The 21,657-nt window shown below is 57.0% G+C and carries 20 protein-coding genes; 13 read left to right on the forward strand and 7 right to left on the reverse strand.

Annotated features, from left to right (window positions below):
* The first annotated feature begins 15 nt into the window (after positions 1–15).
* Both BN1800_RS25185 and BN1800_RS25190 read left to right on the forward strand, forming a co-directional pair.
* A complete protein-coding gene (locus BN1800_RS25185; protein WP_087001621.1) occupies positions 16–1,191 on the forward strand; it encodes a glycosyltransferase in 1,176 nt (391 codons plus the stop codon).
* Positions 1,166–2,377, forward strand: a complete 1,212-nt coding sequence (locus BN1800_RS25190; RefSeq protein ID WP_087001622.1) for a glycosyltransferase family 4 protein — start codon at positions 1,166–1,168, stop codon at positions 2,375–2,377. Before BN1800_RS25185 ends, BN1800_RS25190 begins: the two co-directional genes overlap by 26 nt.
* On the opposite strand, the gene BN1800_RS25195 is transcribed toward BN1800_RS25190, so the two are convergent.
* Positions 2,374–3,663, reverse strand: a complete 1,290-nt coding sequence (locus BN1800_RS25195; protein WP_087001623.1) for an O-antigen ligase family protein — start codon at positions 3,661–3,663, stop codon at positions 2,374–2,376. The two genes, BN1800_RS25190 and BN1800_RS25195, sit on opposite strands and share 4 nt — an antisense overlap.
* 244 nt (positions 3,664–3,907) lie before the next feature.
* Here BN1800_RS25195 and BN1800_RS25200 point away from each other — a divergent pair, with 244 nt between their 5' ends.
* Complete coding sequence (locus BN1800_RS25200) at positions 3,908–6,154, forward strand: GumC family protein (protein WP_179213881.1); 2,247 nt, start codon at positions 3,908–3,910, stop codon at positions 6,152–6,154.
* Here BN1800_RS25200 and BN1800_RS25205 read toward each other — a convergent pair.
* The gene (locus BN1800_RS25205; protein ID WP_051336628.1) at positions 6,146–7,522 is read right to left on the reverse strand and encodes a lipopolysaccharide biosynthesis protein; all 1,377 of its coding nucleotides are present in this window, start codon (positions 7,520–7,522) and stop codon (positions 6,146–6,148) included. The genes BN1800_RS25200 and BN1800_RS25205 overlap by 9 nt on opposite strands.
* A 258-nt stretch (positions 7,523–7,780) precedes the next feature.
* Between BN1800_RS25205 and BN1800_RS25210 the strand changes: the two genes are divergently transcribed.
* Genes BN1800_RS25210 through BN1800_RS25245 form a run of 8 tightly spaced genes read left to right on the forward strand, consistent with a single transcriptional unit; the run spans position 7,781 to position 15,146 of the window.
* On the forward strand, positions 7,781–9,019 hold the full coding sequence (locus BN1800_RS25210; RefSeq protein WP_051336618.1) for a polysaccharide biosynthesis/export family protein: 1,239 nt from the start codon (positions 7,781–7,783) through the stop codon (positions 9,017–9,019).
* A 19-nt stretch (positions 9,020–9,038) separates the two neighbouring features.
* Positions 9,039–9,725: a sugar transferase gene (locus BN1800_RS25215; protein WP_244564628.1), complete on the forward strand. Its 687-nt coding sequence runs from the start codon at positions 9,039–9,041 to the stop codon at positions 9,723–9,725.
* A gap of 3 nt (positions 9,726–9,728) precedes the next feature.
* The gene (locus BN1800_RS25220) at positions 9,729–10,637 is read left to right on the forward strand and encodes a methionyl-tRNA formyltransferase (protein WP_087001626.1); all 909 of its coding nucleotides are present in this window, start codon (positions 9,729–9,731) and stop codon (positions 10,635–10,637) included.
* Complete coding sequence (locus tag BN1800_RS25225) at positions 10,634–11,314, forward strand: PIG-L deacetylase family protein (protein ID WP_087001627.1); 681 nt, start codon at positions 10,634–10,636, stop codon at positions 11,312–11,314. The genes BN1800_RS25220 and BN1800_RS25225 overlap by 4 nt, the downstream gene beginning before the upstream one ends.
* Before the next feature lie 44 nt (positions 11,315–11,358).
* Positions 11,359–12,549 carry a DegT/DnrJ/EryC1/StrS family aminotransferase gene (locus BN1800_RS25230; RefSeq protein WP_087001628.1) on the forward strand — a complete coding sequence of 397 codons (1,191 nt, stop codon included), beginning with the start codon at positions 11,359–11,361 and terminating at the stop codon, positions 12,547–12,549.
* 1 nt (position 12,550) lies between these two features.
* Complete coding sequence (locus BN1800_RS25235; protein ID WP_425299066.1) at positions 12,551–13,264, forward strand: PHP domain-containing protein; 714 nt, start codon at positions 12,551–12,553, stop codon at positions 13,262–13,264.
* Positions 13,261–14,235, forward strand: coding sequence for an ATP-grasp domain-containing protein (locus BN1800_RS25240; protein ID WP_087001630.1), 975 nt, complete (start codon positions 13,261–13,263; stop codon positions 14,233–14,235). The genes BN1800_RS25235 and BN1800_RS25240 overlap by 4 nt, the downstream gene beginning before the upstream one ends.
* The gene (locus BN1800_RS25245) at positions 14,232–15,146 is read left to right on the forward strand and encodes an NAD-dependent epimerase/dehydratase family protein (RefSeq protein ID WP_087001631.1); all 915 of its coding nucleotides are present in this window, start codon (positions 14,232–14,234) and stop codon (positions 15,144–15,146) included. Before BN1800_RS25240 ends, BN1800_RS25245 begins: the two co-directional genes overlap by 4 nt.
* On the opposite strand, the gene BN1800_RS25250 is transcribed toward BN1800_RS25245, so the two are convergent.
* The 3 genes from BN1800_RS25250 to BN1800_RS25260 all read right to left on the reverse strand — a co-directional run bounded on the left by BN1800_RS25250 (position 15,122) and on the right by BN1800_RS25260 (position 18,713).
* Positions 15,122–16,699 (reverse strand): FAD-dependent oxidoreductase, encoded by a 1,578-nt coding sequence (locus BN1800_RS25250; RefSeq protein WP_087001632.1) that lies wholly within the window; start codon positions 16,697–16,699, stop codon positions 15,122–15,124. The two genes, BN1800_RS25245 and BN1800_RS25250, sit on opposite strands and share 25 nt — an antisense overlap.
* 188 nt (positions 16,700–16,887) lie before the next feature.
* Positions 16,888–18,255 (reverse strand): FAD-containing oxidoreductase, encoded by a 1,368-nt coding sequence (locus BN1800_RS25255; protein WP_087001633.1) that lies wholly within the window; start codon positions 18,253–18,255, stop codon positions 16,888–16,890.
* Complete coding sequence (locus BN1800_RS25260) at positions 18,252–18,713, reverse strand: DUF4126 family protein (RefSeq protein ID WP_087001634.1); 462 nt, start codon at positions 18,711–18,713, stop codon at positions 18,252–18,254. Before BN1800_RS25260 ends, BN1800_RS25255 begins: the two co-directional genes overlap by 4 nt.
* Positions 18,714–18,825: 112 nt before the next feature.
* Between BN1800_RS25260 and BN1800_RS41540 the strand changes: the two genes are divergently transcribed.
* The gene (locus tag BN1800_RS41540) at positions 18,826–18,975 is read left to right on the forward strand and encodes a hypothetical protein (protein ID WP_165928173.1); all 150 of its coding nucleotides are present in this window, start codon (positions 18,826–18,828) and stop codon (positions 18,973–18,975) included.
* Here the strand turns inward: BN1800_RS41540 and BN1800_RS25265 are convergent.
* On the reverse strand, positions 18,972–20,159 hold the full coding sequence (locus tag BN1800_RS25265) for an acyl-CoA dehydrogenase (protein ID WP_087001635.1): 1,188 nt from the start codon (positions 20,157–20,159) through the stop codon (positions 18,972–18,974). The genes BN1800_RS41540 and BN1800_RS25265 overlap by 4 nt on opposite strands.
* 160 nt (positions 20,160–20,319) lie before the next feature.
* Here BN1800_RS25265 and BN1800_RS25270 point away from each other — a divergent pair, with 160 nt between their 5' ends.
* Positions 20,320–20,658, forward strand: coding sequence for a cupin domain-containing protein (locus BN1800_RS25270; protein ID WP_027510980.1), 339 nt, complete (start codon positions 20,320–20,322; stop codon positions 20,656–20,658).
* Here the strand turns inward: BN1800_RS25270 and BN1800_RS25275 are convergent, their stop codons facing one another.
* Entirely contained in the window at positions 20,659–21,603 is a 945-nt protein-coding gene (locus BN1800_RS25275) for a LysR family transcriptional regulator (RefSeq protein ID WP_087001636.1), read from the reverse strand. It lies immediately after the preceding gene.
* Positions 21,604–21,657: the final 54 nt, after the last annotated feature.

Raw genomic sequence — 21,657 nt, forward strand, 5'->3', positions numbered from 1 at the left:
GGGCGGCATTTTGCAATGATCACTCGGGTTTTAAACTGCATCACCGGCCTGAACGTTGGCGGCGCCGAATATATGCTGGCGAGATTTGTAAACGAGCTGCGTGGTACTGACTATCTACCAGAGGTCATGTCTCTTATGAGCCCTGGGCCGGTTGCTGCCTTATTGAGAGCCAACAACGTCCCCATTCACGCACTGGACATGCACACCTCCATGACGTCTCTTCGAGCGCTCACCCGCCTTCGCTCAGTAATGGCAGCCACGCCGAGCGATCTTCTGCACGGATGGATGTACCATGGCAATTTGGCGGCATCCGCGGCTGCGCTGATGGGCGCTTCCCAGCCGGTAATCTGGAGCGTCCACCACTCTCTTGATGAGATAAAGAGGGAAAAGCCCCTGACGCGGTTCATCATCCGCCTGCAAGCGCGGCTTTCGAAAATGACGTCTGCCATCTCCTATTGTTCCAGCACCGCAGCCGCTCAGCATGAGGCCCTCGGATTCGATGCATCAAAACGGGTAATTATTCCAAACGGAATTGACTGTGAGGCGTTCCGCCCCCTTCCGAATGCTCGCGAGCGTATTCGTGCGGAACTGAATATACCTCCCGAACGGCTGGTAATCGGCAATGTCGCGAGAGCGCACCCGATGAAAAATCATGAGGGTTTCGTTAGAATACTGGCGCAACTGCGCACCCAGGGGTTCGATGTGCACGGTTTGATCATTGGCGAAGGTCACAGTGATGGAGCCGCGCGCCGGCTCGCACGCGATATGGACCTGGAGGACCGGCTAACGACACCAGGTCCCCGAAGCGACGTTGCCAGTTTGTTGCCGGGGTTTGATGTTTTCGTCTTGTCATCTGCTTGGGGGGAAGCGTTCCCGCTTTCGGTTGCCGAGGCCATGGCTTGTGGCGTACCCGTTGTTGCAACCGACATTGGCGATTGTGCCTGGCTCATCGGTGACCATGATCTCATCAGCAGACCCGGCGATCCGGAAGCTCAAGCTCAGGTCGTAGCGAGCCTTTTCAGCCAGTCCGCCGAAGCACGATCGAAGCGTGGCTTGGCGGGTCGAAAGCGGGTCGAACAAAGGTTTTCGCTGAGACAATATCGAGACGCTCACATGTGCCTCTATGAGGCTGCCTTGGAGGAGCGCAGACGAAGTGGATCGAATAATGCATGGCGTCGAATCGGAGCTTAGGAGCCGGCCAGGCGAAGGCCCGGACTACGCTGAGGCGGGAAAAGTCGGGACGGCTCCCCGCAAGATTGCAGTCATCTCAAGTTATTCTCCCTCTTTGACCAATTTCCGTTATGAACTTCTGAAGCGGATGGTTGAAGCGGGACACTCCGTAACTGCTTTCGGCCCGGAGGATGACGCCGCCGTCAGGGGCGATCTGGCAAAGATCGGGGTTGCCTTCGTCGTCATCCCGATGGCGCGGGCAGGGCTCAACCCACTTCAGGATATTGCCACCGTCAGCGCGTTACTCAAGCATTTTCGCAAGCTCCGGCCGGATGTGGTTGTGCCGTACACCATGAAACCGATTATCTATGCGGGCATCGCCGGGCGGCTCGCCAAAATTCCCAGTCGATGCTTTCTCATCACCGGCTTAGGGCATGTGTTTTCGGATAGTTGCGGCGCCACGCTGAAGGGCAAATTCATGCGAGCAGCAAGCGTCCTATTGTATCGCATCGCTTTGAGTGGCGCGAAAGTCATCTTCACGTATAACGAAGCGGACGATAAGGATGTGAAGCATTATCGGATGACCACCGATGATACCAAGATTTGCCGCGTTCCAGGCTCCGGAATTGACCTCGTTCACTTCGGCTACCAGCCCCCGCCGTCTGGCAGGTGCGTCTTCTTGCTGATCGCGAGGCTCCTGACAGACAAAGGCATCCACGACTACGTGGATGCTGCACGGCTAGTCAAGAGAACTGTTCCCGACGCCGAGTTCAGGCTGCTTGGCCAATTCGATCCCAACCCGGCTGCAATTTCAAGAAAGCAAATCCAGGACTGGAGCAGCGAAGGGGTGATCAAATATCTGGGAGAGACGAGAGATGTTCGTCCCTATCTGGCTGATTGCAACGTGTTCGTGCTGCCCTCGTATTACCGGGAGGGTATTCCGCGCAGCATCCTAGAGGCACTGTCGACAGGAAGGGCTGTGATAACGACCGATCTCCCTGGCTGCCGTGAGACGGTGATCCAAAATGTGAATGGGCTTCTCGTCCCTCCCAGAAACGCCAAAGCGCTGGCGGATGCGATGCTAAGCTTTGTCCGGGACCCAACGGCTGCGGCGCAAATGGGTCTCGAATCGCGCCGCGTTGCCCAGCAAAAATTTGACGTTCACGACGTCAATAAGACACTGCTTTTGCGCATGGGGCTCGTCTAACGCATCCGCCTTGAAGACTGATAGCGACAAGTGTTCGCCAGTGCTACGGTCAATATGATCGGCATCGCCCAGAAGCGGCCGTAGACGCTTGGGAAGGCATTGATCAAAAAGAGAAAAAGGCAGACCGTGCAGATTGCAGATGCGGCAAGATGTCGTCCTCCCGGCTGTTGCCAGGCTGACAGCGCAGGACCGAAACTTGCGCCAATCATCACGATGAAGCCCACCATGCTGAGAAATCCGCCTTCCGTCCACAACAGAAGATAGAGGTTGTGCACAGGTTGCGTTAATACGCTGGTCAGCGCGTACTGATCGGCGCCAAGCCCAAAGAGGAAAGTATCCTTTGTCCGGCCGATCGCTTCATGGATCAATTGTACGCGATGTTGGAAGGAACCGGCCTGGTCGAGGTCTCCACTTTCCAGCGCGCCGAGAACGCGCCTTTGAAACGCGACCGGAAGATAATCCCGGCCCCATCGCTCGACAATTACGATCAAAATGGCGCCCAAGGCGCCGATAGGCGCAAGAAGTTTTACATTCAAGGTCAAGGCGCAGAACAGGCCGACACCCAAGAGGAAAGACGCCAGGCCAGTGTTGGATCCCGTCAACATCACGCCGTAGCCCATGAAGGGTAAAGCCAGCAGGCCGAGCTTGCTGGATCCGCGGCCGAAGCAGAATGTGAGCAGCATCGGAACGGAAAGTGCAATCAGTGCGGAGCATTCGTTTTCGCGTTCTACAAAACCGGTCAAGCGGCCACTGCCGCTGACGAACGTGGTATTTGTCTCGGCCACTATGTTGATGACATATGCCCCGTGTAGGCACATCAGTAATATCGACGCCACGTAAACCTTGGACATTAACAGCAGCCTTTGACGGTCGCTGCTGCCGATGACGACAAGAAGAATGAAGTACGCGAAGAAATATTGAACGATGTAAACGGTGCCCCGCAATGGATCGCCGTTGATCATGCTGCTCACAAGCAGTCCTGTCAGCAGCATGCACAATCCGAGCAGCCAAACCACAGTCGGCACCGCGCCGATAGGATCAAATCGCAGCCGGCCGCGCAGCACAAGGATGAAAAGACAGATGCATGCAAACGCGTCGCTGAGAGTGAAGTAGAAAAACGGCAGCCGGAGAAAATTCATGGGCGACAAGAAAACGGCGGCTAGTGCAGACAAATTCTCAGCCCAATCAGCGACTTGTGACCCGTTTCTTTCCCTAAAACGAGAACGGGCCAGCCAAGGAAGCCCCAAGTCCTCCCGTCGGGCCTGTAATACTTTCTTGGTAGACATGATTATACGCCCCCGATACTAGTCTTTGCTGCCGTCACCTTTTGTTAAGCAATAAGATAACTACGACAATATCGTATATTGTCTTTAGGATCACGAGATTTTCTTGCCAAAAAAGGTCGCATCTTCTAGTCTTTCAGGCCATTGAAGCAGATGACGGATCTGGGAATCCGCGAATTCGGGCAACGATCACATGCGTTGGCGTTGAGTTTTTGGCGTTGAGTTTTGAATGAGCATCGGAGGCGGTATGCTTACGACCGAACGTGCGGCTGGTAACTTTGCGTACAATAGCAGTGACGGTAGCTCGCCATTCGTCAATGAGCGCTTTTCAAGCAGCAGAGGGACCGGAGAGGCCTGGTCGCTCGTGTGGCGGTACAAGAAGTTTTTAGCGATTGTCATCACGGTTGGCGCGCTCCTCTCTCTGCTATTAAGTTTTGCGTTGCCCGCGGAATATGCAGCGACGTCGGCCATTGTTTTTGACCGGAATGACACGCGCCCTTACGAAGCTGTGGTGGAAGCGCAAAAACAAGAGCGCGATAAGTCGTCAATGGATACCGAGCTCGACATTATCCGGTCTCGGGTCTTTATGGGTACCGTCGTCGATGCGCTGAATCTGGTCGCAGATCCCTTTTACAATTCCTATCTGAGCGTGGCCGAGCCAAACGCTCTCTCTCTTGCTGTTCGAAGGATCTCCGGTTGGTTTTTGGGTGGCGAGGAACGCGACGGCCGCCGCTCTCCAACAAAGCGTATCATTTCCGAAACTGCCCAACGTGATCGCGCCATTACAACGCTTCTCGGCACCTTCACGGTCGATCGAAAGGGCGACAGCTTGGCGTTGACGATCACCGTTCGTCAACCAAGTCCGATCCAGGCGGCGGCCGTCGCTGATGCGATTGCCCGGCATTACGTCGAATGGACAAGCAATCTGAAGTCAGTTGCGACTTCGGAGACGATTAAATATCTGCGTCAGCAGTCAGATGAACTGGCAGTCTCAATTACGAAACGCGAACGCGAGATAGCAGCCTTTACTGCTACGAGCGATCTCACCTTTGATCCAAAGGATGATTTGCTTCGGGCCCGCACCGAACAATTGAACGAGCAATTTACACTCGCACGCGTCGATGAGGCGGGAGAATGGGCGAAGGTGAACGAAGCTAAGGCCCGTCTCGCCTCAGGTGGCGAGGAAGACATCGGCAAGGTTGTCACGTCCGATCTTCTTACCAGCCTTCGAACCGAGGGAGCCCGTCTTCAGAGGCTGCGAGGACAATTGACGTCTAAATTCGGCAACAACCATCCCCTTGTTATCGACGCCGATGCTGAGATTGCCTCAAACCGGAAGATGATCCTCGACGAGGCGAGCCGAATCCTCCAGGAACTCGAAAACAACGCGAGGGTGGCAAGCATTCGGGTGAAGAATTTTGAGCAGGCAGTGTCGGTATTGCAAGACAGGGTGCAGTCCCGCAATCTAGCTGAAATCCGCAGACGAGAACTTGAGCGCGACCTCCTGAGCGAGCAGAAGCGTTATGATGCTGTAGAACTGCGTCTGAGCGCTCTGGACCCTGACCGGGAACAGTTCAAAGCGACTGCGATGGTGTCCTCGTTCGCCGAGGTGCCTGTTCAACCGTCCTTTCCTCAGCCGCTATTTATATTTGGAGCGGGACTTGTCGGTTCTAGTCTTCTCGCCCTTATGGGGATGATCATTCTGGACAATTTGGACAGCCGTATTCATTCTTCCAAGACCGTCTCGGCGATCCTAGGCCGGCCGAATATCGTTAGCGTCCCTGGCTGTGCCCTTAAGCATGATGTAGCGAAGGAGACAGGCTCGAGACTGCTGGCTGATGAGAACTCTGGACTGGCGATTGCGGCCCGCACGCTTTGCTTGGCTTGGAAAACGATCGACAGCTCGCCAGGAAGCAAGGTTGTCATGTTCACCTCGACATCGAGGCGCGATGGCAAGACGATGTTGTCGGTCGCCATGGCTGCTTCTGCTCAACGTGAAGGCTTGAGCACGATCCTGGTTGACCTCTCGGCGGGTGCAGTGAATGCCTACAGTGTAACCTCAAGCCGGGGTCTAGCCAACAGCCCCATTGCCGGCTCCGACCTCAAGCATATGGTGACACGCTCGCCGTCATATCCCTTCTTGGACGTTCTTACGGGGCGACCGTCGCTGCAGCAATACCGAGAACTGTTCAACGCCTTGAGACAACACTACGATCTCGTCATCGTGGATACACCAGCCACCGACACGGCCCAGGACGCGATCTGGCTGTCGGCGCATGTCGACTCGATATTCGTGATTGGCGTACTTCATAAAACGAGACAAGCCGCGCTGGTTGACTTGGTAGAGCGATTAAACCTCAACCACGCATTCATTATCGGCGGGATTATAAACAGTGCCGCTGATCATGGATCCTCGGTTAAGCGGATTGATTGGACGATAGCAAGAAACATGCTGGCATCCTTGCGCGTATTCAGCTTGAAAAGATCAACCTAATCCACTCGTATCATTGGCGCCTGCGTTATCCGCAATGTGGGCTCGATAGGGGAGCAACATCGCAAGCATCCATAAAGATGCCATTGTGATGTGCGCGATGTTGGCGCCCATGGGGCCGATGACAGGTATGAGCGCAAAGGCAGTAAGATGAAATGCCAAGGTGGAAAACAAGACGCTGCGAAGAACGGCGTTTTCGCGCCCCATTGCAAGCAATGCGGACCGCAGGACAGAGCCGTTCAGCACCATAACAACGGCGATGGCCTGGACGACAACTAAAGGTGCGGCTCCTATAAACTGCGCGCCCGCTGTCCAGAGCAAAAGAGGCTTAATCGTCAGGCTCACGACGGCGATGAGACAAATGCCGGCGGCGAGTAGAAGCCATTGGGTCTGCCGTACGATGCGGCGAAATGCCGAAACTGAATGGGTCGCCCAAAGTCTCGAAAGCTCCGGGTACACAACGGTTTGGACTTGTACACCGGCTTGTTGCGCCATCCTGCCTATGCGCTTTGCTATGTGGTAAAGCCCGGCCGCTGTTGGATCGGCCAGATACCCGACCAAGAGCGTATCCAGCTCGTTTGCGCTCGAGCGGATCGTAAGAGAGATGTTTGCCGACAGCGCGAAGCGCCACAATCCAGGTACGCTCTGTGTTATGCCCGTTAGAGGTGCCGTCAGAATATTCTGATAGCCGCGGCGGCGTGTTTCCAGGAACGCAAGCCCTGTCATGCTCATGGAACTGATGATCTGCATGCCCATCCAGATAAACGTGAACTCTCTCAATCCCCATCCAGCCAGCAGCCCGATACCGCACAGAAGCACCCTGACGAAGCTACCGAGGACCTGACTGTAGGCAAGCGTGGAAAAACCACCGAAAAGCCGCAAGACCGCTGTGGGCATTCCGGCAATCTGGAACGGCAGGGCGCTGCAGTAAATCAGGGCAAAGGTTTGGACTTCGGGTCGGATCCCCACAAGCGGCGAAGCAAAAAGGATTAGACCAACCGCGACAATCCAAGAAACGAGCGCAGCCCCTACGTCCAACACAAAGCCGAATTTTAGCAACCGCCGGAGATCTTCAGTTCGCTGATCCTCCATCGCCTGCGCACCGAACTTGATCAAAGGCTGCCAGGATTGAAAGCTGACCAGTCGCTCGATCGCGCGACTGAACGCAAAACAGAGAGCGAGAATGCCGTAATCCGCCGGTCCCAGTGCTCGGGCAGTCAAGGCAAAGGCCACAAGCCCAACCATCGACGCTACAAAGTTGCCGCTTAGGAGATGAAGTATCTGTCTTAAATGCTTGGCGAAATCGCGCTCGCTGAAAACCCTTGCCCTGAAGCGATCCGCTTTTTTCGCAATGAGGGAAAACGCTGACATGGGCATTCCTTTGATGACGTCCAGGCCCAAGGCGATAAGGACGGCCAAGTCCAGATCGATAGTAGTGTTATGTAGAAAATCAGTATCACATATTGTTACAAGACAGTCGTCTTAGTCAAAACTAAGCGTTTAGGAGCATGCATTCTTAATCAATACTCGACAAAACGCAAATTCCGTTTATTCTGGGCTGAAATATTGGAGGCGAAGTCGGGCATGCGACGGCGTGCGCGCGCACTATCTCTTGGCCGAGGGTGATCCATGTTTCAAGCGATCTTTACTTGGCGAGGGTTTTCTCGCCGGCCAGCCTTTTTGGGCTGTGTCTTCTTAGCGCTGGCGATGTCGGCGGCCTGCGCGAAAGCTGGTGCGGATGACTACCGCCTCTCCGCCGGCGACGCCGTAACCTTTGATTTTCTGGATGACGCGGAGCTTCCCGTCACCCTGACCGTTACCTCGGCCGGCGACGTCCAGTTTCCGCTGATCGGAGATGTTCGCATAGCCGGACTGACGGTCACTCAGGCGCTGGCCAGTCTCCGCGCGCAGTATGTCGAAAAAGACATTCTGAAGGACCCGAGGATCGCGCTAAACATCACGACGTTCAGGCCGATCTTTGTACTGGGCGAAGTGAACAGCCCTGGATCGTTTCCGTTTTACCCTGGCCTGACGGTTGAACAGGCCATCGGACTTGCAGGTGGAACCCAGACTGACGTCACCAATCCATCCGACCGGATTGTGGCGCGGGCCCGGTTGCGCGGTGAGATCGACGGCTCGGACGCTCAAATCGTTCACGAGGCCGTCTACGCCGCAAGATTGGTTGCCCAGCTTGAGGGACGCGATAAGGTAGACTTGAACGATGTACCTGAGATCGCAAAGAAATTTGTCCAAGATGTTTCAATAAAGTCAGTAGTCGAAATAGAACAAAAGATTCTGGAAACGGATTTAGCGACCAGCAGGTCTCAGATCGATATTCTTTCCCAAGGCATCAAGGAAGCAGAAAAAGGACTTGAGATTCTTCAGCAGCTGGAGGTGGAGCAGAAGGAGCTGGTTGCGACAACCGAAGCAGTTTTTGGCCGTGCGGACGAGCTGCGACAGAAGCAACTGAATACCTCTGCCGAATGGCTGCGGGCAAAGACGGCCGCGTCTGGGGAAAAGGCAAGTCTGTTGCAAATCTACGCCGACATGTCGCGTTCACGGCGCGAGCTTGGGGGACTGCGATTAGACCTAGCAAAGCTTCAGGCAGACCGTCAGAACGACATTTTGCTGAAACAGCAAGAGCGGGATGTAGCGATCAAGAAGTTGATCGCGGAACGTCAATCAGCTGAAGAACAGTTCTTCCTGATGGCTGCGGCGTCGGCAACAGAAAACGCGGCCAAGAACAAGATCACTTTCTCCTATCAGATAAGACGTCAAGTGGACGGGAACCGACAGGCAATGCCTGCGGATGCACAAACCGAAGTTCTGCCCGGCGACGCGGTCATCGTCGCGATCGCTGGAATATAACGCCTCGGGGGATGAAGTGGTGGCACCAGGTGACTTCCGGGACGCGCGAGGTCGCAGCGAGCTCCTAAACGAAAGCTCAGTCAGCAAGAGGATCTTCGACATCCTGCTTTCGTCTCTTGTTCTGATCATCTGCTCGCCGATCTTTTTGACGGTCGCTGCGCTGACGTATCTCGCGTTGGGTTGGCCGGTTATGTTCCGCCAGGTGAGAGCAGGCCTTTCAATGCGGCCGTTCTCGATCTTGAAATTTCGCACGATGTCTAATGAGCGAGACGGGAAAGGCGACCTGCTTCCTGACCATTTGAGGCAAACGCGACTGACAGCCATCATCAGACGTCTTCGCTTTGACGAGCTGCCGCAGCTTATTCTGGTTCTGGCAGGGGTGATGTCTTTTGTTGGACCGCGGCCCTTGCCTATTCAAACGCTGAGTGATCTTGGCGCCATCGGTCAGCTTCGCTGCAGGGTGCAGCCGGGCTTGACGGGTTGGGCCCAGGTCAACGGCAACACACGCCTGAACGACATGCAGAAGCTCGCTCTGGATATCTGGTATGTCGAACAGCACAACCTTGCGCTTGACGTATTGATTGTGGCGATGACGCTCAAGACGTTGGTGTTGGGCGAGGTGGTGAATGAACACAATGTTCAGAAGGCTGAAACCCAGCCGACGATACTGTCCTGTTTGCGAGTTGGATTGGACCCGAAAGGCTAAACCATGCGTATCGTTGTCGTCGGAGCGGTGGAGTCAACAGTTGCTGCCATTGAAGCTCTCTTGGAATCACAGACTGCCCCTGCCGCAGTCGTGACGTTACCCCGAAAGGCCTTGGGCCGGCATTCTGACGCGATCGATATCTCCCAGGCCGTAAGCGCCACCCTCCCGATCATTTACGCAGAGGATGTGAACTCTGCCCCGATTGTAGCGGAGGTTCGGCAATTGAACCCTGACATCATTTTCATCGTCGGTTGGTCCCAGGTCTGCAAAGCACCCTTTCGTGAAGCGGCCCGCCTGGGCTGCATAGGTTTTCATCCTTCTTTGTTGCCGAAACTGAGGGGCAGAGCCGTCATTCCGTGGACAATCCTGACCCATCAACAGGAAACCGGCGCTAGCTTTTTTTGGATCGACGATGGCATCGACACTGGCGACATACTGCGTCAGCAGCGCTTTCGGTTGAGAAATGACGAAACCGCGAGAAGTCTTTACGATAGGCAACGGAGCGCCATTCGCGAGCTTATTCCTCAAATCGTGAATGATTTTCACCAAGGCGTCGCGACCCGAACGCCGCAGGACCATGACCATGCCACCTACTGCGCGCGCCGCCGGCCTCGAGATGGGAAGATCGATTGGCATGCGGATGCAGACCGGGTTCTGACTTTCATCAGGGCGGTTGGCGATCCCTATCCCGGCGCGTTTACAACGATGGACGGAGAGCACCTGTCTATCTGGACCGCTCGGCCTTACGCGCATAGCCATCGCTACATCGGTCTTCCTGGGCAGATCCAGACACTAACCACCGGTGGTTTCGTCGTTCGATGCGGCAACGGTGAATGCGTCGAAGTGACGAAATGGACGACACCGGCAGATCGCAAAATTGCGCGTCACGCAGTTCTTGGGGAAGCGGAATGAACAGCGCTGCTTTCGGGACAACACTCGTGGTCGCACCTCATCCTGATGATGAGGTGCTCGGCGCTGGCGGCACGATGTCGAAGCTTTCGGCAGCTGGGAACGACGTGTTTGTCGCGATCGTCACCGAAGGAAAGCCACCCGCCTTCTCCGCAGCCATGGTCGCCAAGGTGCAGGCAGAATGCAGGCGCTCTCTCGAACTCCTCGGGGTCAAGGAAACCGTCTGGCTCGGCTTTCCAGCCGCAGCGCTTTCCGAAATAGCACATTCCACGCTCAATGCCGCGTTGGGCGAATTGATCGCGCGGTTGCGCCCGCAAACGCTCATCATCCCATTCCTCGGTGACATGCATCTGGACCACCAGCTCATCTTTGCCTCCTGTCTTGTTGGCGCACGCCCCCATCAGCCGCAATATCCGACACTTATCCTTGCCTACGAGACGTTATCGGAAACAAACTGGAACGCTCCCTATCTCACACCCTCTTTCGTGCCGAATGTCTTTGTCGACATCGAAGATCATCTGGAGCGAAAGCTTGAAGCAATGCGGTGCTACGCGTCCCAGATCCGCGATGCGCCGCATGAGCGGTCAATCGAAAGCCTGCGGGCGCTCGCGACCCTGCGAGGGGCTACCGTGCTGAGACGTGCCGCGGAAGCCTTTGTTCTTGTTAGATGCGTCTGTTGAGGATGAATTCGGATCAGTGCCGATGACCGGCAAGCGAGGGAAGGATGCCAAAGTGGCCAGTTTATAGCGAAGAGCAAATCGAGGAGGTGGCCGAGGTCTTGCGATCGGGTCGCGTAAACGCCTGGACAGGGCCCTACGTCGAGGCTTTCGAACAAGCCTATGCGGAATTCCTCGGCAACCGACGGGCCATTGCGCTCGCGAATGGAACCGTCGCGCTCGATCTTGCCCTGTTCGCGCTCGCCTTGGCGCCGGGCGATGAGGTCATCGTCACGCCCCGCAGCTTTGTTGCATCCGGTGCATGCGTACCATTCAGTGGCGGCGTCCCGATTTTTGCCGATGTCGATCCTGAGAGCCAGAACCTCACTGCTGCTTCCATCGAAGCGAAGATAACCCCGCACACAAAGGGTCTGATTGTGGTCCATCTTGCCGGTTGGCCGTGCGACATGCCCGAAATTATGCGCCTCGCCCGGCGGCATGGACTGTGGGTGATCGAGGATTGTGCTCAAGCCCATGGGGCTGAAATCGACGGAAAGCCCGTTGGCAGCTTTGGCGATATCGCGGCTTTTTCGTTCTGCCAGGACAAGATCATAACGACGGGAGGAGAAGGTGGGCTCATCTCGATGAATGACGACGCGCTTTGGTCGCGGGCCTGGAGCAGAAAAGATCACGGGAAATCCTACGACACGGTCATAAGAACCAAGGACCAAACGGGGTTTCGTTGGCTGCACGAGTCAATTGGTACGAACCTTCGAATGACCTCGATCCAAGCCGTGCTGGGGCTGCACCAACTGAAGCGGCTTTCCTCGTCGCGCGACATTAGGAGCAAAAACGCTGCAATCTTGGCGGAGGCGCTCTCAGAAATCGATGCGCTGCGGGTGCCAGTCCCGGAACCCCGGCTGCGGCATGCCTACTACCGCTTCTATGTCTTTGTTAGGCCCGATAAACTCAGCGCCGGCCATGACCGGGATCGTCTGATTGCCGAGATCAACGCCGAAGGGGTTCCCTGCTTTTCCGGCAGTTGCTCCGAAATATATCTCGAGAGATGTTTTTCTGATCTCGGTCTTTCGCCAAAGGAACGCCTGTCGACGGCCCAGATGTTGGGTGAGACGAGTTTGGCCTTCCTTGTCGACCCCACGATCGACGGAAGAACGATGCGCGCGAACGCAGAGATCGTCGCAACTGCCGTCAAGCGTGCGACAGCAGATGCACCAAAGCTCAGCGCGGCGGATGCTTAAGATGCCAAAACCAGTATTTTGCCGGTATAGTGAACTCACTCCCTCGGCGGTCAACGTCGAATATCAGGTCCATACAAACTGGACAGACGGGCAAGCAAGCTCTGCTGCAATTCTGGAAGAAGCCGCTCGCATCGGCCTTGGCGCCATTGCATTTACTGAACATGTTCGACGATCAACTGACTGGTTTGACAGCTTCGCAGCAGAGATAAGAGAAATCGCACATGCCTATCCTGCCATGAAGGTCTTTGTAGGATCGGAGGCCAAGGCATTGGATGAAGCCGGAACACTTGATATATCGCCCTCGGTGCAGCAGGGCTCAGATATCGTATTGGGCGTCGTACATCGGTTTCCCGACGGGAATGGCGACTACCTTGACTTCAATAAAATCTCTGCGGCCGAGACAGCGGCCATAGAGTTCCAGCTTTCGATGGGCTTGATCAAACATGCGCCGATCGACGTGCTTGGCCATCCAGGAGGCATGTATCAGCGCCGCCACGGGGCTTTTCCCGCCGAGTACTTCGCGCAAATGATGGAAGCGTCGCTCGAGCGAGGAATAGCAATCGAAATAAACTCTTCATATCTGGTCGACACTGCGACGTTCGTCGAACTTTGTCGGCAGATCGATCCGATCGTGTCGATCGGCTCCGACGCGCATCGCATCGACCAGCTCGGGCAGTGCCGGGATATTCTGAGAACTATGGGGGTTGGGCGGTGAAGGTACTCGTCACTGGCGCTGGGGCGCTCCTTGGACAAGGCATTATCCGCAGCCTTCAGCGATCAAATTTGAATGCCACCATCGTCGTTGCCGATCCCAGCCCTCTCGCCGTCGGCCTGTATTGGGGAGATGTGCCATATCTCATTCCGATGGCCAACGATCCCGCATACTTCGAACGGATTTGCGTTGTCATTGAGCGCGAGCGGCCGGACGTCGTTATTCCAGGCACCGATGTCGAGCTTCACGCTTTTGCGGCGCACCGGGAATTTCTTGAAGCGACCTACGGCACGCGCGTCATCATCAGCTCGCCGCGGGTCGTTGAAATTGCGGACGATAAGTGGCTGACGGCTCAGTTTCTCGAAAGCGAAGGCTTGGGTTTTGTTCCATCATGTCTACCGGGCAACGAACATGACCTCATCGCAACGGTCGGATTTCCGCTCATCGTCAAGCCACGCGTCGGCGCCCGCTCGATCGGAGTACGCGTCATTCACTCGGATGGCGAACTGCAGGCCGCAATTGATGAACAGCCTTGCTGTGTCATTCAGAAATACGTCGGAACGCCTGAGACGGAGTATACGGCCGGAACTTTGACGTTTGAGGGCAAGTGCGCCGCGTCTATTGTCATGCGCCGCGACCTGCGGGACGGTAACACATACCGCGCATTCGCTGAGCCGTACGGTGAACTCAACGAGGCCGTAGAACGCGCGGCTACGATATTGAACGCGTTCGGCCCCGCCAACTTTCAGTTCCGTCTTGACGATGGAGCCGTCAGAATCTTTGAAATTAACGGCCGCTTCTCCGGGACCACTGGCATACGCGTGCACGCCGGTTTCAACGAAGTCGAGATGTGCATTCGGCACATCCTTTTTGATGAGCCCATCATCCAACCAGCGGTTCTGCCCGTGACGGTGCTTCGTCATTGGTCGGAGACCGTTTTGATGAACAGCGACTTACTTGAACCACGACAATGATGAAGATCGCCATCACGGGGGCCACCGGCTTCATTGGAAGCAAGTTAGCACGAACGGCGCTTTCGAGGGGAATTAGCGTCGTCGCGCTCGTTCGGGACGTAACACGATGCTCCGTTCCGCGTTCCAAATCACTTGAGATTTTACCCTGGCACTTAGGTCAGCCACTGCCGAAGCTTCGCGATGTGCAAGCGGTATTTCATCTTGCCGCAGTGATTCCCAACGACCTAAGCGACCCTGGAGCGGCGCCACTTTGCTTCCAAAACAATACCATTTCCGCCCTTCAACTTGCAACGGATGCAGCCCAGCAAAGGATTGGTCACATCATCCATTTTAGCTCGGGTCAGGTTTATACCCGCTCCCAGGTGCCGGCGCATGAGGATTCGCCCGCCTATCCCGTGGAGCGGGCAACCTATTATCTGGCGAGCAAGCTCGCTGGTGAACTCTGCTTGGCGGCGGCGGCGCGCGCAGGGACGGTTGTTGCGACCATCCTGCGTCTTGGATCTGTCTATGGACCCGGAATGCATCCGCGCGGAATGCTGCCCACCTTCATCGCCAATCTTGTGCGCAATACTCCCGTCATTATCGATCAGGGCGGTGTCTACACTGCCGATTTCATTCATGTCGACGACGTCGTGGAACTCGCGCTCAAGATGATCGAGGCGCCGTTCGACGGGTTGCTCAACGTTGGTTCAGGTGCCGGGCGTTCCTCGCTCGAAGCGGCTGTCATCCTTGCTGAGGCGCTGGGCGCCGATCCGGCCCTGATCACAGTACGCGGTGTTGCAAAGAACGCAGGTTTTGCTCCGCTCAGTATATTGAGAGCGCGGAAACTCTTTGATTTCAATCCAATGCAGCTCGAAGCAGGCATTGCCAAATGGAAGGCGAGCGGTCAGCTGGCAAATTCGTTCAGATGATCGGAAAGGCGGTGGGCGAGAGCCACGATCGTGAGGGTCGGGGTGTCGTTCCCCGCGGTTGGAAAAACGGAACTTCCTGCCACGAAAAGGTTTGAAACCCCATGCACGCGGCAATTGCGGTCGACAACGCCGCGCGCGGGATGGTCATGCATTCGGGTTGTTCCCATATGATGCCAAGTCCACATTGGATTTTGCAAAACGTCCCATTCTTCCTGGGTTACAAGAAGTTCTCCGAGACCGCTGACGCGCATCTCGTTCTGCAAAATGGCAATTGTACGTTTCAGGCTGTCGAGGGTAGACCCAGATAGATGCCAGGACAGCGACACAAGGGGCAGGCCGTAGCGGTCTTTCTTGTCTGACAGCGCGAGCCGGCTTTCGAAGCAAGGTTCAGGCTCGATGAAATGATGCAGTCGAAAGCCGCGAACAAGTGAAGGCGGCCTGAGCAGATGCATTCCGCTGGTCCACGTCATATGCTTCGGTGATATTGAGGGAAAGCCCCCCCGACCTGATAGAATGAGCCTATCACGCGCGTTCAGGAGCGATAGCCGATAATCGTCATAGGCGCGCTGGCTCTGACCGAGAAAGCATGGCTCTACCCATGCGCGATAGTTCAGCAGCGCTTCCTTCGCATGAATTTCGAACGGCAGCGTCAGGCCATTAACCACATAGCCGCCGGCGTCGCGCCACCCCAATGTCCGCGCCATGCGGTGGCGTCTCGTAACGCGGACACGGTCGAGTCGTGCGAAAACTCTTTGGACATATTTATTCGACGGGAACAGGGTCCCGATTGTAAAGCGAGGGTGATCCATGAAATATCGACCAACCAAGCCGGGTTCTCTTTGTGCGGCAAGATTGGAAATCATCAAGAGCCGGGCATTTTCAATCCCGCCCGCTGCAATGACGAAGGCGCGGGCCCTCACTCGAAACGTCCTTCCGTGACGATCTATGCAGAGGGCCGCTGCTATCGTGGATTGCCCCGGCGCAAACTCCAAACTGAGAACCGTTGCATCAAAAAATAAATCAACGCTCGTTGAGCTTTTGACGGGCTCACGAAAATGACGTCCAAGCCGGTGATTATTACACAATCCAACGGAATCAGTCGCAATGATCGGCGATTGCGCAGGAAACAATCGCTGACGCTCGCCAAGAAGGCTAACGTCCCCGAGACCGAGCGTTTGGCAGGCGCGCTCATAATAGGGACCCAAGTGCTCGAGATCGAATGGCCAGCCGCTATTGCCGACCCATGTCCTTTCGACAAAATCCTGTCGATCCAGCGGCTTGCAGAAACCTCCCCATCCCAGTTGCTGCGTGCTCCCGCCAAGACCCTTCAAGCGGGTTGTCGCCAACGAAGCATATGGGAGTCCGCCGTCATGGCCGTCACCCGAAAAATTCGGCTGTCCCTGTCCATCGACGCCGCCGCTTTCAAGCACGCAAACCGACAAGGATCTCTTAAGGAAATTGGATGCTATTGTCAGGCCACTTGCGCCGGCCCCGACAATGCATAGATCGAACGAAAGCTCCGCTGGAGCGCTACTGGCAGATTCGATGCCCATTCATCCCCCGACTATCAACGGTTCCCATCAAATTTTAGAAGGCCGCATTTGATGGGACGACATGCCATCGCCGAAGAATTCCGGCTGCGCATCTTTCCTGCTGCCGAAGTCGTTGATGGTAACAAGCGGACAATCACACCTCGGCTGCGTTCACGCGGCAGCCAGCGCTGCAGATCGTTGTGGACTGCTCAGACGGTCTTCAAATCTCCCAGCACCGTTGGGATCAGTTCCGAGATGGTCGGATGGATCGGCACCGACCATTGCAGGGCAGGGTAGGTCGTGCCGGCATTCATTGCATCGATGATGCCGTGGATCGCCTCGTCACCCTCGATGCCGAGGATCGCGGCGCCGAGGATCTGCTTGGTTTCAGCATCCGCGATAATCTTCATGAAACCTTGCGTCTCGCCACGTTCATTGGCGCGGCCGACGCGGCTCATCGGGCGTGTCGAAATCATGATCTTTTTGCCGGAAAAGCGTGCTTCCTTCTCCGTGATGCCTGCACGGCCGAGCGGCGGATCGATATAGAGCGCATAGGCTGGAATGCGGCTGCTCACCCTGCGGTCGCCGCCATCCAGCAGGTTAGCCGCAGCGATCTCGAAATCATTGTAGGAAGTATGCGTGAAAGCCCCACGGCCGTTGCAGTCGCCAAGCGCGAAGATGCCCTCGACATTGGTCATCAGCCTGTCGTCGACTGTGATGTACCCGCGCTTGTCCGTCGCAACGCCGGCGGCATCGAGGCCGAGATCGTCGGTGTTCGGCCTGCGGCCGGTTGCAATCAGCACATGGCTGGCCCCGATTGCCGGCCTGCCGGCGCCAGTGCTGACGTCAACGCCATCGCCTCTCTTCGCAAAGGCGATACCATCCGCATTCGTGTGAACTGCGATACCTTCCGCGCGCAGAATGTCCTCGATTGCGTCGGAGATATCCTCGTCCTCACGGGAGGCAAGTTTCGGTCCGCGTTCGACGACGGTGACTTTGGCGCCGAAGCGGCGGTACATCTGCGCGAATTCGAGGCCAATATAGCTGCCGCCGATGACGGCGAGATGGCGTGGCAGCGTGTCGAGGTAGATTATCGACGTGCTGGTGAGGTAGTCGATATCCTTAAGACCGGGAAAATCCGGAATGACCGGGCGGGCGCCGACATTCAGAAAGACTTGCGGCGCGGTCAGCGTCTCGCCATTGACCGAAACCGTCTTCGGGCCGGTGAATTGCGCCTGGCCGTAGACGACGTCCGCCGTCTCCATACCGTCGAACCAACCGATCAGGCCGTTGCGGGCATCCATGATGACGGTCTCGGCGCGCTTGCGTACGATCTTCATGTCGACGTCGATCCCACCGGTGATCTTTACGCCGTAGTCGGCGCCGCGGCGGGCGACATGTGCAGCACGAGCGCTGGCAACAAGCGTCTTCGTCGGCATGCAGCCGGCATTGACGCAGGTGCCGCCGAGATATTTGCGCTCGATCAGCGCCACCTTCATGCCCTTCCCGGCCATGCGGGCGGCGAGGAAGGGTCCAGACTGACCGGCCCCGATGAAGATCGCGTCATAATTTTTCATGGCACAGCCCCCACAATCAGCAGCGCGCCGCCGATGGCGACGGCATCCTCGATAAGTGCTGCCGGCAAATCCTTGCCGAAAGCGGCCGCGAGTTTTGCGCGGATGGTGGCGCCGCCGAGCGTGCCAACGACTGCGCCGACGATGCCGGCGACAAGACCGGCTATCAGGGAACCGCCCGGTGCGCCGATCATGGCACCGGCCAGTGCACCCATGATGATGCGCGCACCGAATTGCATCGGCACCTTGCGGCTCGGCGTCGTCGGCAGTTGGTCGGTTATCAATTCGACGGCGGCAAGCAGGGTCAAAACCCACGGCGTCCACCGGTAGCCCATGAAGGCCAGAGGTGTCTGAGAGACGTCGAACCAACCGAGTGCGGCGCCCCAGGCGACAGCAGCTGGCGCAGTCATGGCTCTGAGGCCGGCAACAATTCCAATCAAGAAAGCAAGAAACAGAAGCATATGACAGACCCTTCCCCCAATCGGGCCGTTGCAACGACGGCAGCGTGGCACAATCTCCGAGTGGTTGCAATTCGCTCCATGGCCGATCTGCAAAATGCGAAGGGAGCATCGAATGGACAAGGATCTTGCATTTCCGATCGCGATCGGCATTGCGCTTGGCGTGGGGCTCGGTGCCGTCTACGGCAACGTTGCGCTCGGCATCGTGGTTGGTGTGCTTGCTTCGGTCGCCTACACGCTCTGGCGCCGAAGGACGGGACGCTAGTTCGCGAAGGCCTGGATTCCCGTGATGGCGCGGCCGAGGATGAGCGCGTGGATGTCGTGCGTGCCCTCGTAGGTATTGACGACTTCGAGATTGACGAGGTGGCGGGCGACACCGAACTCGTCGGAGATGCCATTGCCGCCGAGCATGTCGCGGGCAGCGCGCGCAATGTCGAGCGCCTTGCCGCAGGAATTGCGCTTGAGGATCGAGGTGAGTTCCACCGGCGGGTGGCCTTCCTCCTTCATGCGGCCGAGCCTGAGGCACCCCTGCAGGCCGAGCGAAATCTCGGTTGCCATGTCGGCAAGCTTTTTCTGGATCAGTTGGTTGGCGGCCAGCGGCCGGTTGAACTGCTTGCGGTCGAGCGTGTATTGCCGCGCCGTCGCATAGCAGGCCTCTGCCGCACCGAGCGCGCCCCAGGCAATGCCGAAACGGGCGGAATTCAGGCAGGTGAACGGACCCTTCAGGCCCGTCACGTTCGGCAGCAGGTTTTCCTCCGGCACGAAGACCTCGTCGAGCACGACCTCGCCGGTGATCGATGCGCGCAGCCCCACCTTGCCGTGGATGGCCGGTGCCGAAAGACCCTTCCAGCCCTTTTCCAGAATGAAGCCGCGGATCACGCCGTCCTCCGTCTTGGCCCAGACGATGAAGACGTCGGCGATCGGCGAATTGGAGATCCAAGTTTTGGTGCCCATGAGGCTGTAGCCGCCATCGACCTCTTTGGCGCGCGTCGCCATCGAGCCCGGATCGGAGCCGTGGTTCGGTTCGGTCAGCCCAAAGCAGCCAATCCACTCGCCGGCTGCAAGCTTGGGCAGATATTTCTGTTTCTGCGCATCCGAGCCGAAGGCCTCGATCGGCACCATGACGAGCGACGACTGCACGCTCATCATCGAACGGTAGCCGCTGTCGACGCGCTCTACTTCGCGGGCGATCAGGCCGTAGGCGACATAACCCAAACCCGCTCCGCCGTATTCCGGAGCAATCGTCGGGCCGAGCAGGCCGAGTTCGCCCATTTCGCGGAAGATCGCCGGATCGGTCTTTTCATGGCGGAAGGCTTCGAGCACCCGGGGAGTGAGCTTCTCCTGCGCATAAGCGTGCGCTGTGTCCTGCACCATGCGCTCTTCGTCGGTCAGCTGCTCCACAAGCCGGAAGGGATCGGCCCAGTCGAAGGTTTCGCGGGTATGCTGCATGACGGTGTCTCCTCACCATTTTTCAGGCATGCCTGATCAAGCTGGCCATAACCCCGGGTAGGTTCGGCGTCAATCGGGAGGAATATAGCGGACGGGCTCTTTTCAAACAGGTTTCGATGTTCCAACTTGCCGTCCAAAGGAATCGAATGAGGAGGCGAAAATGACATCGAGCGCTCTTTTCGTGCATGCCGAAGGCGCTGACTGGATCAGCCCTGAGCCGGGCGTCACGCGCCGCATCATGGTCTACCTACCGGAAATGATGATGGTGGAAGTCGCCTTCGAAAAGGACGCGATCGGTGCTGCCCATTCCCATCCGCATATCCAGGCAAGCTACGTCGCCGAAGGCAGCTTTGCGGTTACCATCGACGGCAAGACCGAAGTCCTGAAACAGGGCGGCAGCTTCATCGTGCCGCCGAACCTCGTTCACGGCGTCACGGCGCTGGAGAAGGGGCGGCTGATCGACACCTTCACGCCGCACCGCGCCGAATTCCTGAAATAGTCATCCGGCCTTTCGGCCGGAATGCATTGCGGCCGCAAATGGCGGAATGAACCGCGCGTCCTCGCCTTTCACGGCCTCGCGCAGAAAGTCGATGACGGCGCGCACGCGTGGCGCTTGTCTCATATCCTGATGACAAGTGACCCAGTAGTTCCGGCAGAGGTCCACCTCGTCCGGCAGGACGCGCACCAGCTCCGGATAAAGGCTTGCGAAGAAATAGGGAAGCACGCAAAGCCCCAGGCCGTTTCGCGTCGCCGTCAGCTGCGCAAAGATGCTGGAACTCTGGAACTGCGGCTTGATGCGCGGATGGACGTCGCCGAGATAATCAAGTCCCGGCGCAAAGATCATCTCTTCGATATAGCTGATGAAGGGATGGTTGAGCAGGTCGTCGCGACAGGTAACCGGCGGGTTTTTGGCGAGATAATCCCGCGAACCGTAAACCTGCAGATGGTAGTCGGTCAGCTTCTCGGAAAAATACGGTCCGCCCTTGGGTTCGTCCAATACGACGGTAATGTCGGCCTCCTTGCGCGACAGCGACATGATCTGCTGGATCGTCACCAATTCGAGCGACAGATGCGGGTGATGTGCTGCGAATTTCGGCAGCACGCTCGCAAAGAAGAAATTCGCAAAGCCTTCCGGCGCGCTGAGCCGCACGACGCCTCGCTGCGTCATCGAGCCTGCGGCAAGATCGGCACGTAGGCGCTCGGTCTCCTGCTCCATCTTTTCGGCGGTGTCCACGAAACGCGTACCCATCGCCGTCAGCACGTAGCCGCGCGGGTTGCGCTCGAAGAGCTTGACCTTGAGAGCGAATTCCAGCCTGTCGATGCGCCGTGAGACGGTGGCGTGGCTGCTGCGCAGCTGCCTTGCAGCCGTCGAGAGCTGGCCGGTGCGCGCCACCGCTAGAAAAAACTGCAGGTCGTCCCAAGTAAATTGTGGAGGATTGCTCATGCGGCGTCACGCATCCATCTACGTCTTTGGTCCAATCGTCGATGGCTGCACAAG

Origin of the sequence: Rhizobium sullae (assembly GCF_900169785.1) — a bacterium.
GTDB lineage: Bacteria > Pseudomonadota > Alphaproteobacteria > Rhizobiales > Rhizobiaceae > Rhizobium > Rhizobium sullae.

Bases quoted from the DNA above. Each gene is read 5' to 3' on its own strand.
- BN1800_RS25185 (WP_087001621.1), top strand. From the start codon at position 16: ATGATCACTCGGGTTTTAAACTGCATCACCGGCCTGAACGTTGGCGGC.
- BN1800_RS25190 (WP_087001622.1), top strand. From the start codon at position 1,166: ATGCATGGCGTCGAATCGGAGCTTAGGAGCCGGCCAGGCGAAGGCCCG.
- BN1800_RS25195 (WP_087001623.1), bottom strand. From the start codon at position 3,663: ATGTCTACCAAGAAAGTATTACAGGCCCGACGGGAGGACTTGGGGCTT.
- BN1800_RS25200 (WP_179213881.1), top strand. From the start codon at position 3,908: ATGCTTACGACCGAACGTGCGGCTGGTAACTTTGCGTACAATAGCAGT.
- BN1800_RS25205 (WP_051336628.1), bottom strand. From the start codon at position 7,522: ATGTCAGCGTTTTCCCTCATTGCGAAAAAAGCGGATCGCTTCAGGGCA.
- BN1800_RS25210 (WP_051336618.1), top strand. From the start codon at position 7,781: ATGTTTCAAGCGATCTTTACTTGGCGAGGGTTTTCTCGCCGGCCAGCC.
- BN1800_RS25220 (WP_087001626.1), top strand. From the start codon at position 9,729: ATGCGTATCGTTGTCGTCGGAGCGGTGGAGTCAACAGTTGCTGCCATT.
- BN1800_RS25225 (WP_087001627.1), top strand. From the start codon at position 10,634: ATGAACAGCGCTGCTTTCGGGACAACACTCGTGGTCGCACCTCATCCT.
- BN1800_RS25230 (WP_087001628.1), top strand. From the start codon at position 11,359: ATGCCAAAGTGGCCAGTTTATAGCGAAGAGCAAATCGAGGAGGTGGCC.
- BN1800_RS25235 (WP_425299066.1), top strand. From the start codon at position 12,551: ATGCCAAAACCAGTATTTTGCCGGTATAGTGAACTCACTCCCTCGGCG.
- BN1800_RS25245 (WP_087001631.1), top strand. From the start codon at position 14,232: ATGATGAAGATCGCCATCACGGGGGCCACCGGCTTCATTGGAAGCAAG.
- BN1800_RS25250 (WP_087001632.1), bottom strand. From the start codon at position 16,699: ATGGGCATCGAATCTGCCAGTAGCGCTCCAGCGGAGCTTTCGTTCGAT.
- BN1800_RS25255 (WP_087001633.1), bottom strand. From the start codon at position 18,255: ATGAAAAATTATGACGCGATCTTCATCGGGGCCGGTCAGTCTGGACCC.
- BN1800_RS25260 (WP_087001634.1), bottom strand. From the start codon at position 18,713: ATGCTTCTGTTTCTTGCTTTCTTGATTGGAATTGTTGCCGGCCTCAGA.
- BN1800_RS41540 (WP_165928173.1), top strand. From the start codon at position 18,826: ATGGACAAGGATCTTGCATTTCCGATCGCGATCGGCATTGCGCTTGGC.
- BN1800_RS25265 (WP_087001635.1), bottom strand. From the start codon at position 20,159: ATGCAGCATACCCGCGAAACCTTCGACTGGGCCGATCCCTTCCGGCTT.
- BN1800_RS25270 (WP_027510980.1), top strand. From the start codon at position 20,320: ATGACATCGAGCGCTCTTTTCGTGCATGCCGAAGGCGCTGACTGGATC.
- BN1800_RS25275 (WP_087001636.1), bottom strand. From the start codon at position 21,603: ATGAGCAATCCTCCACAATTTACTTGGGACGACCTGCAGTTTTTTCTA.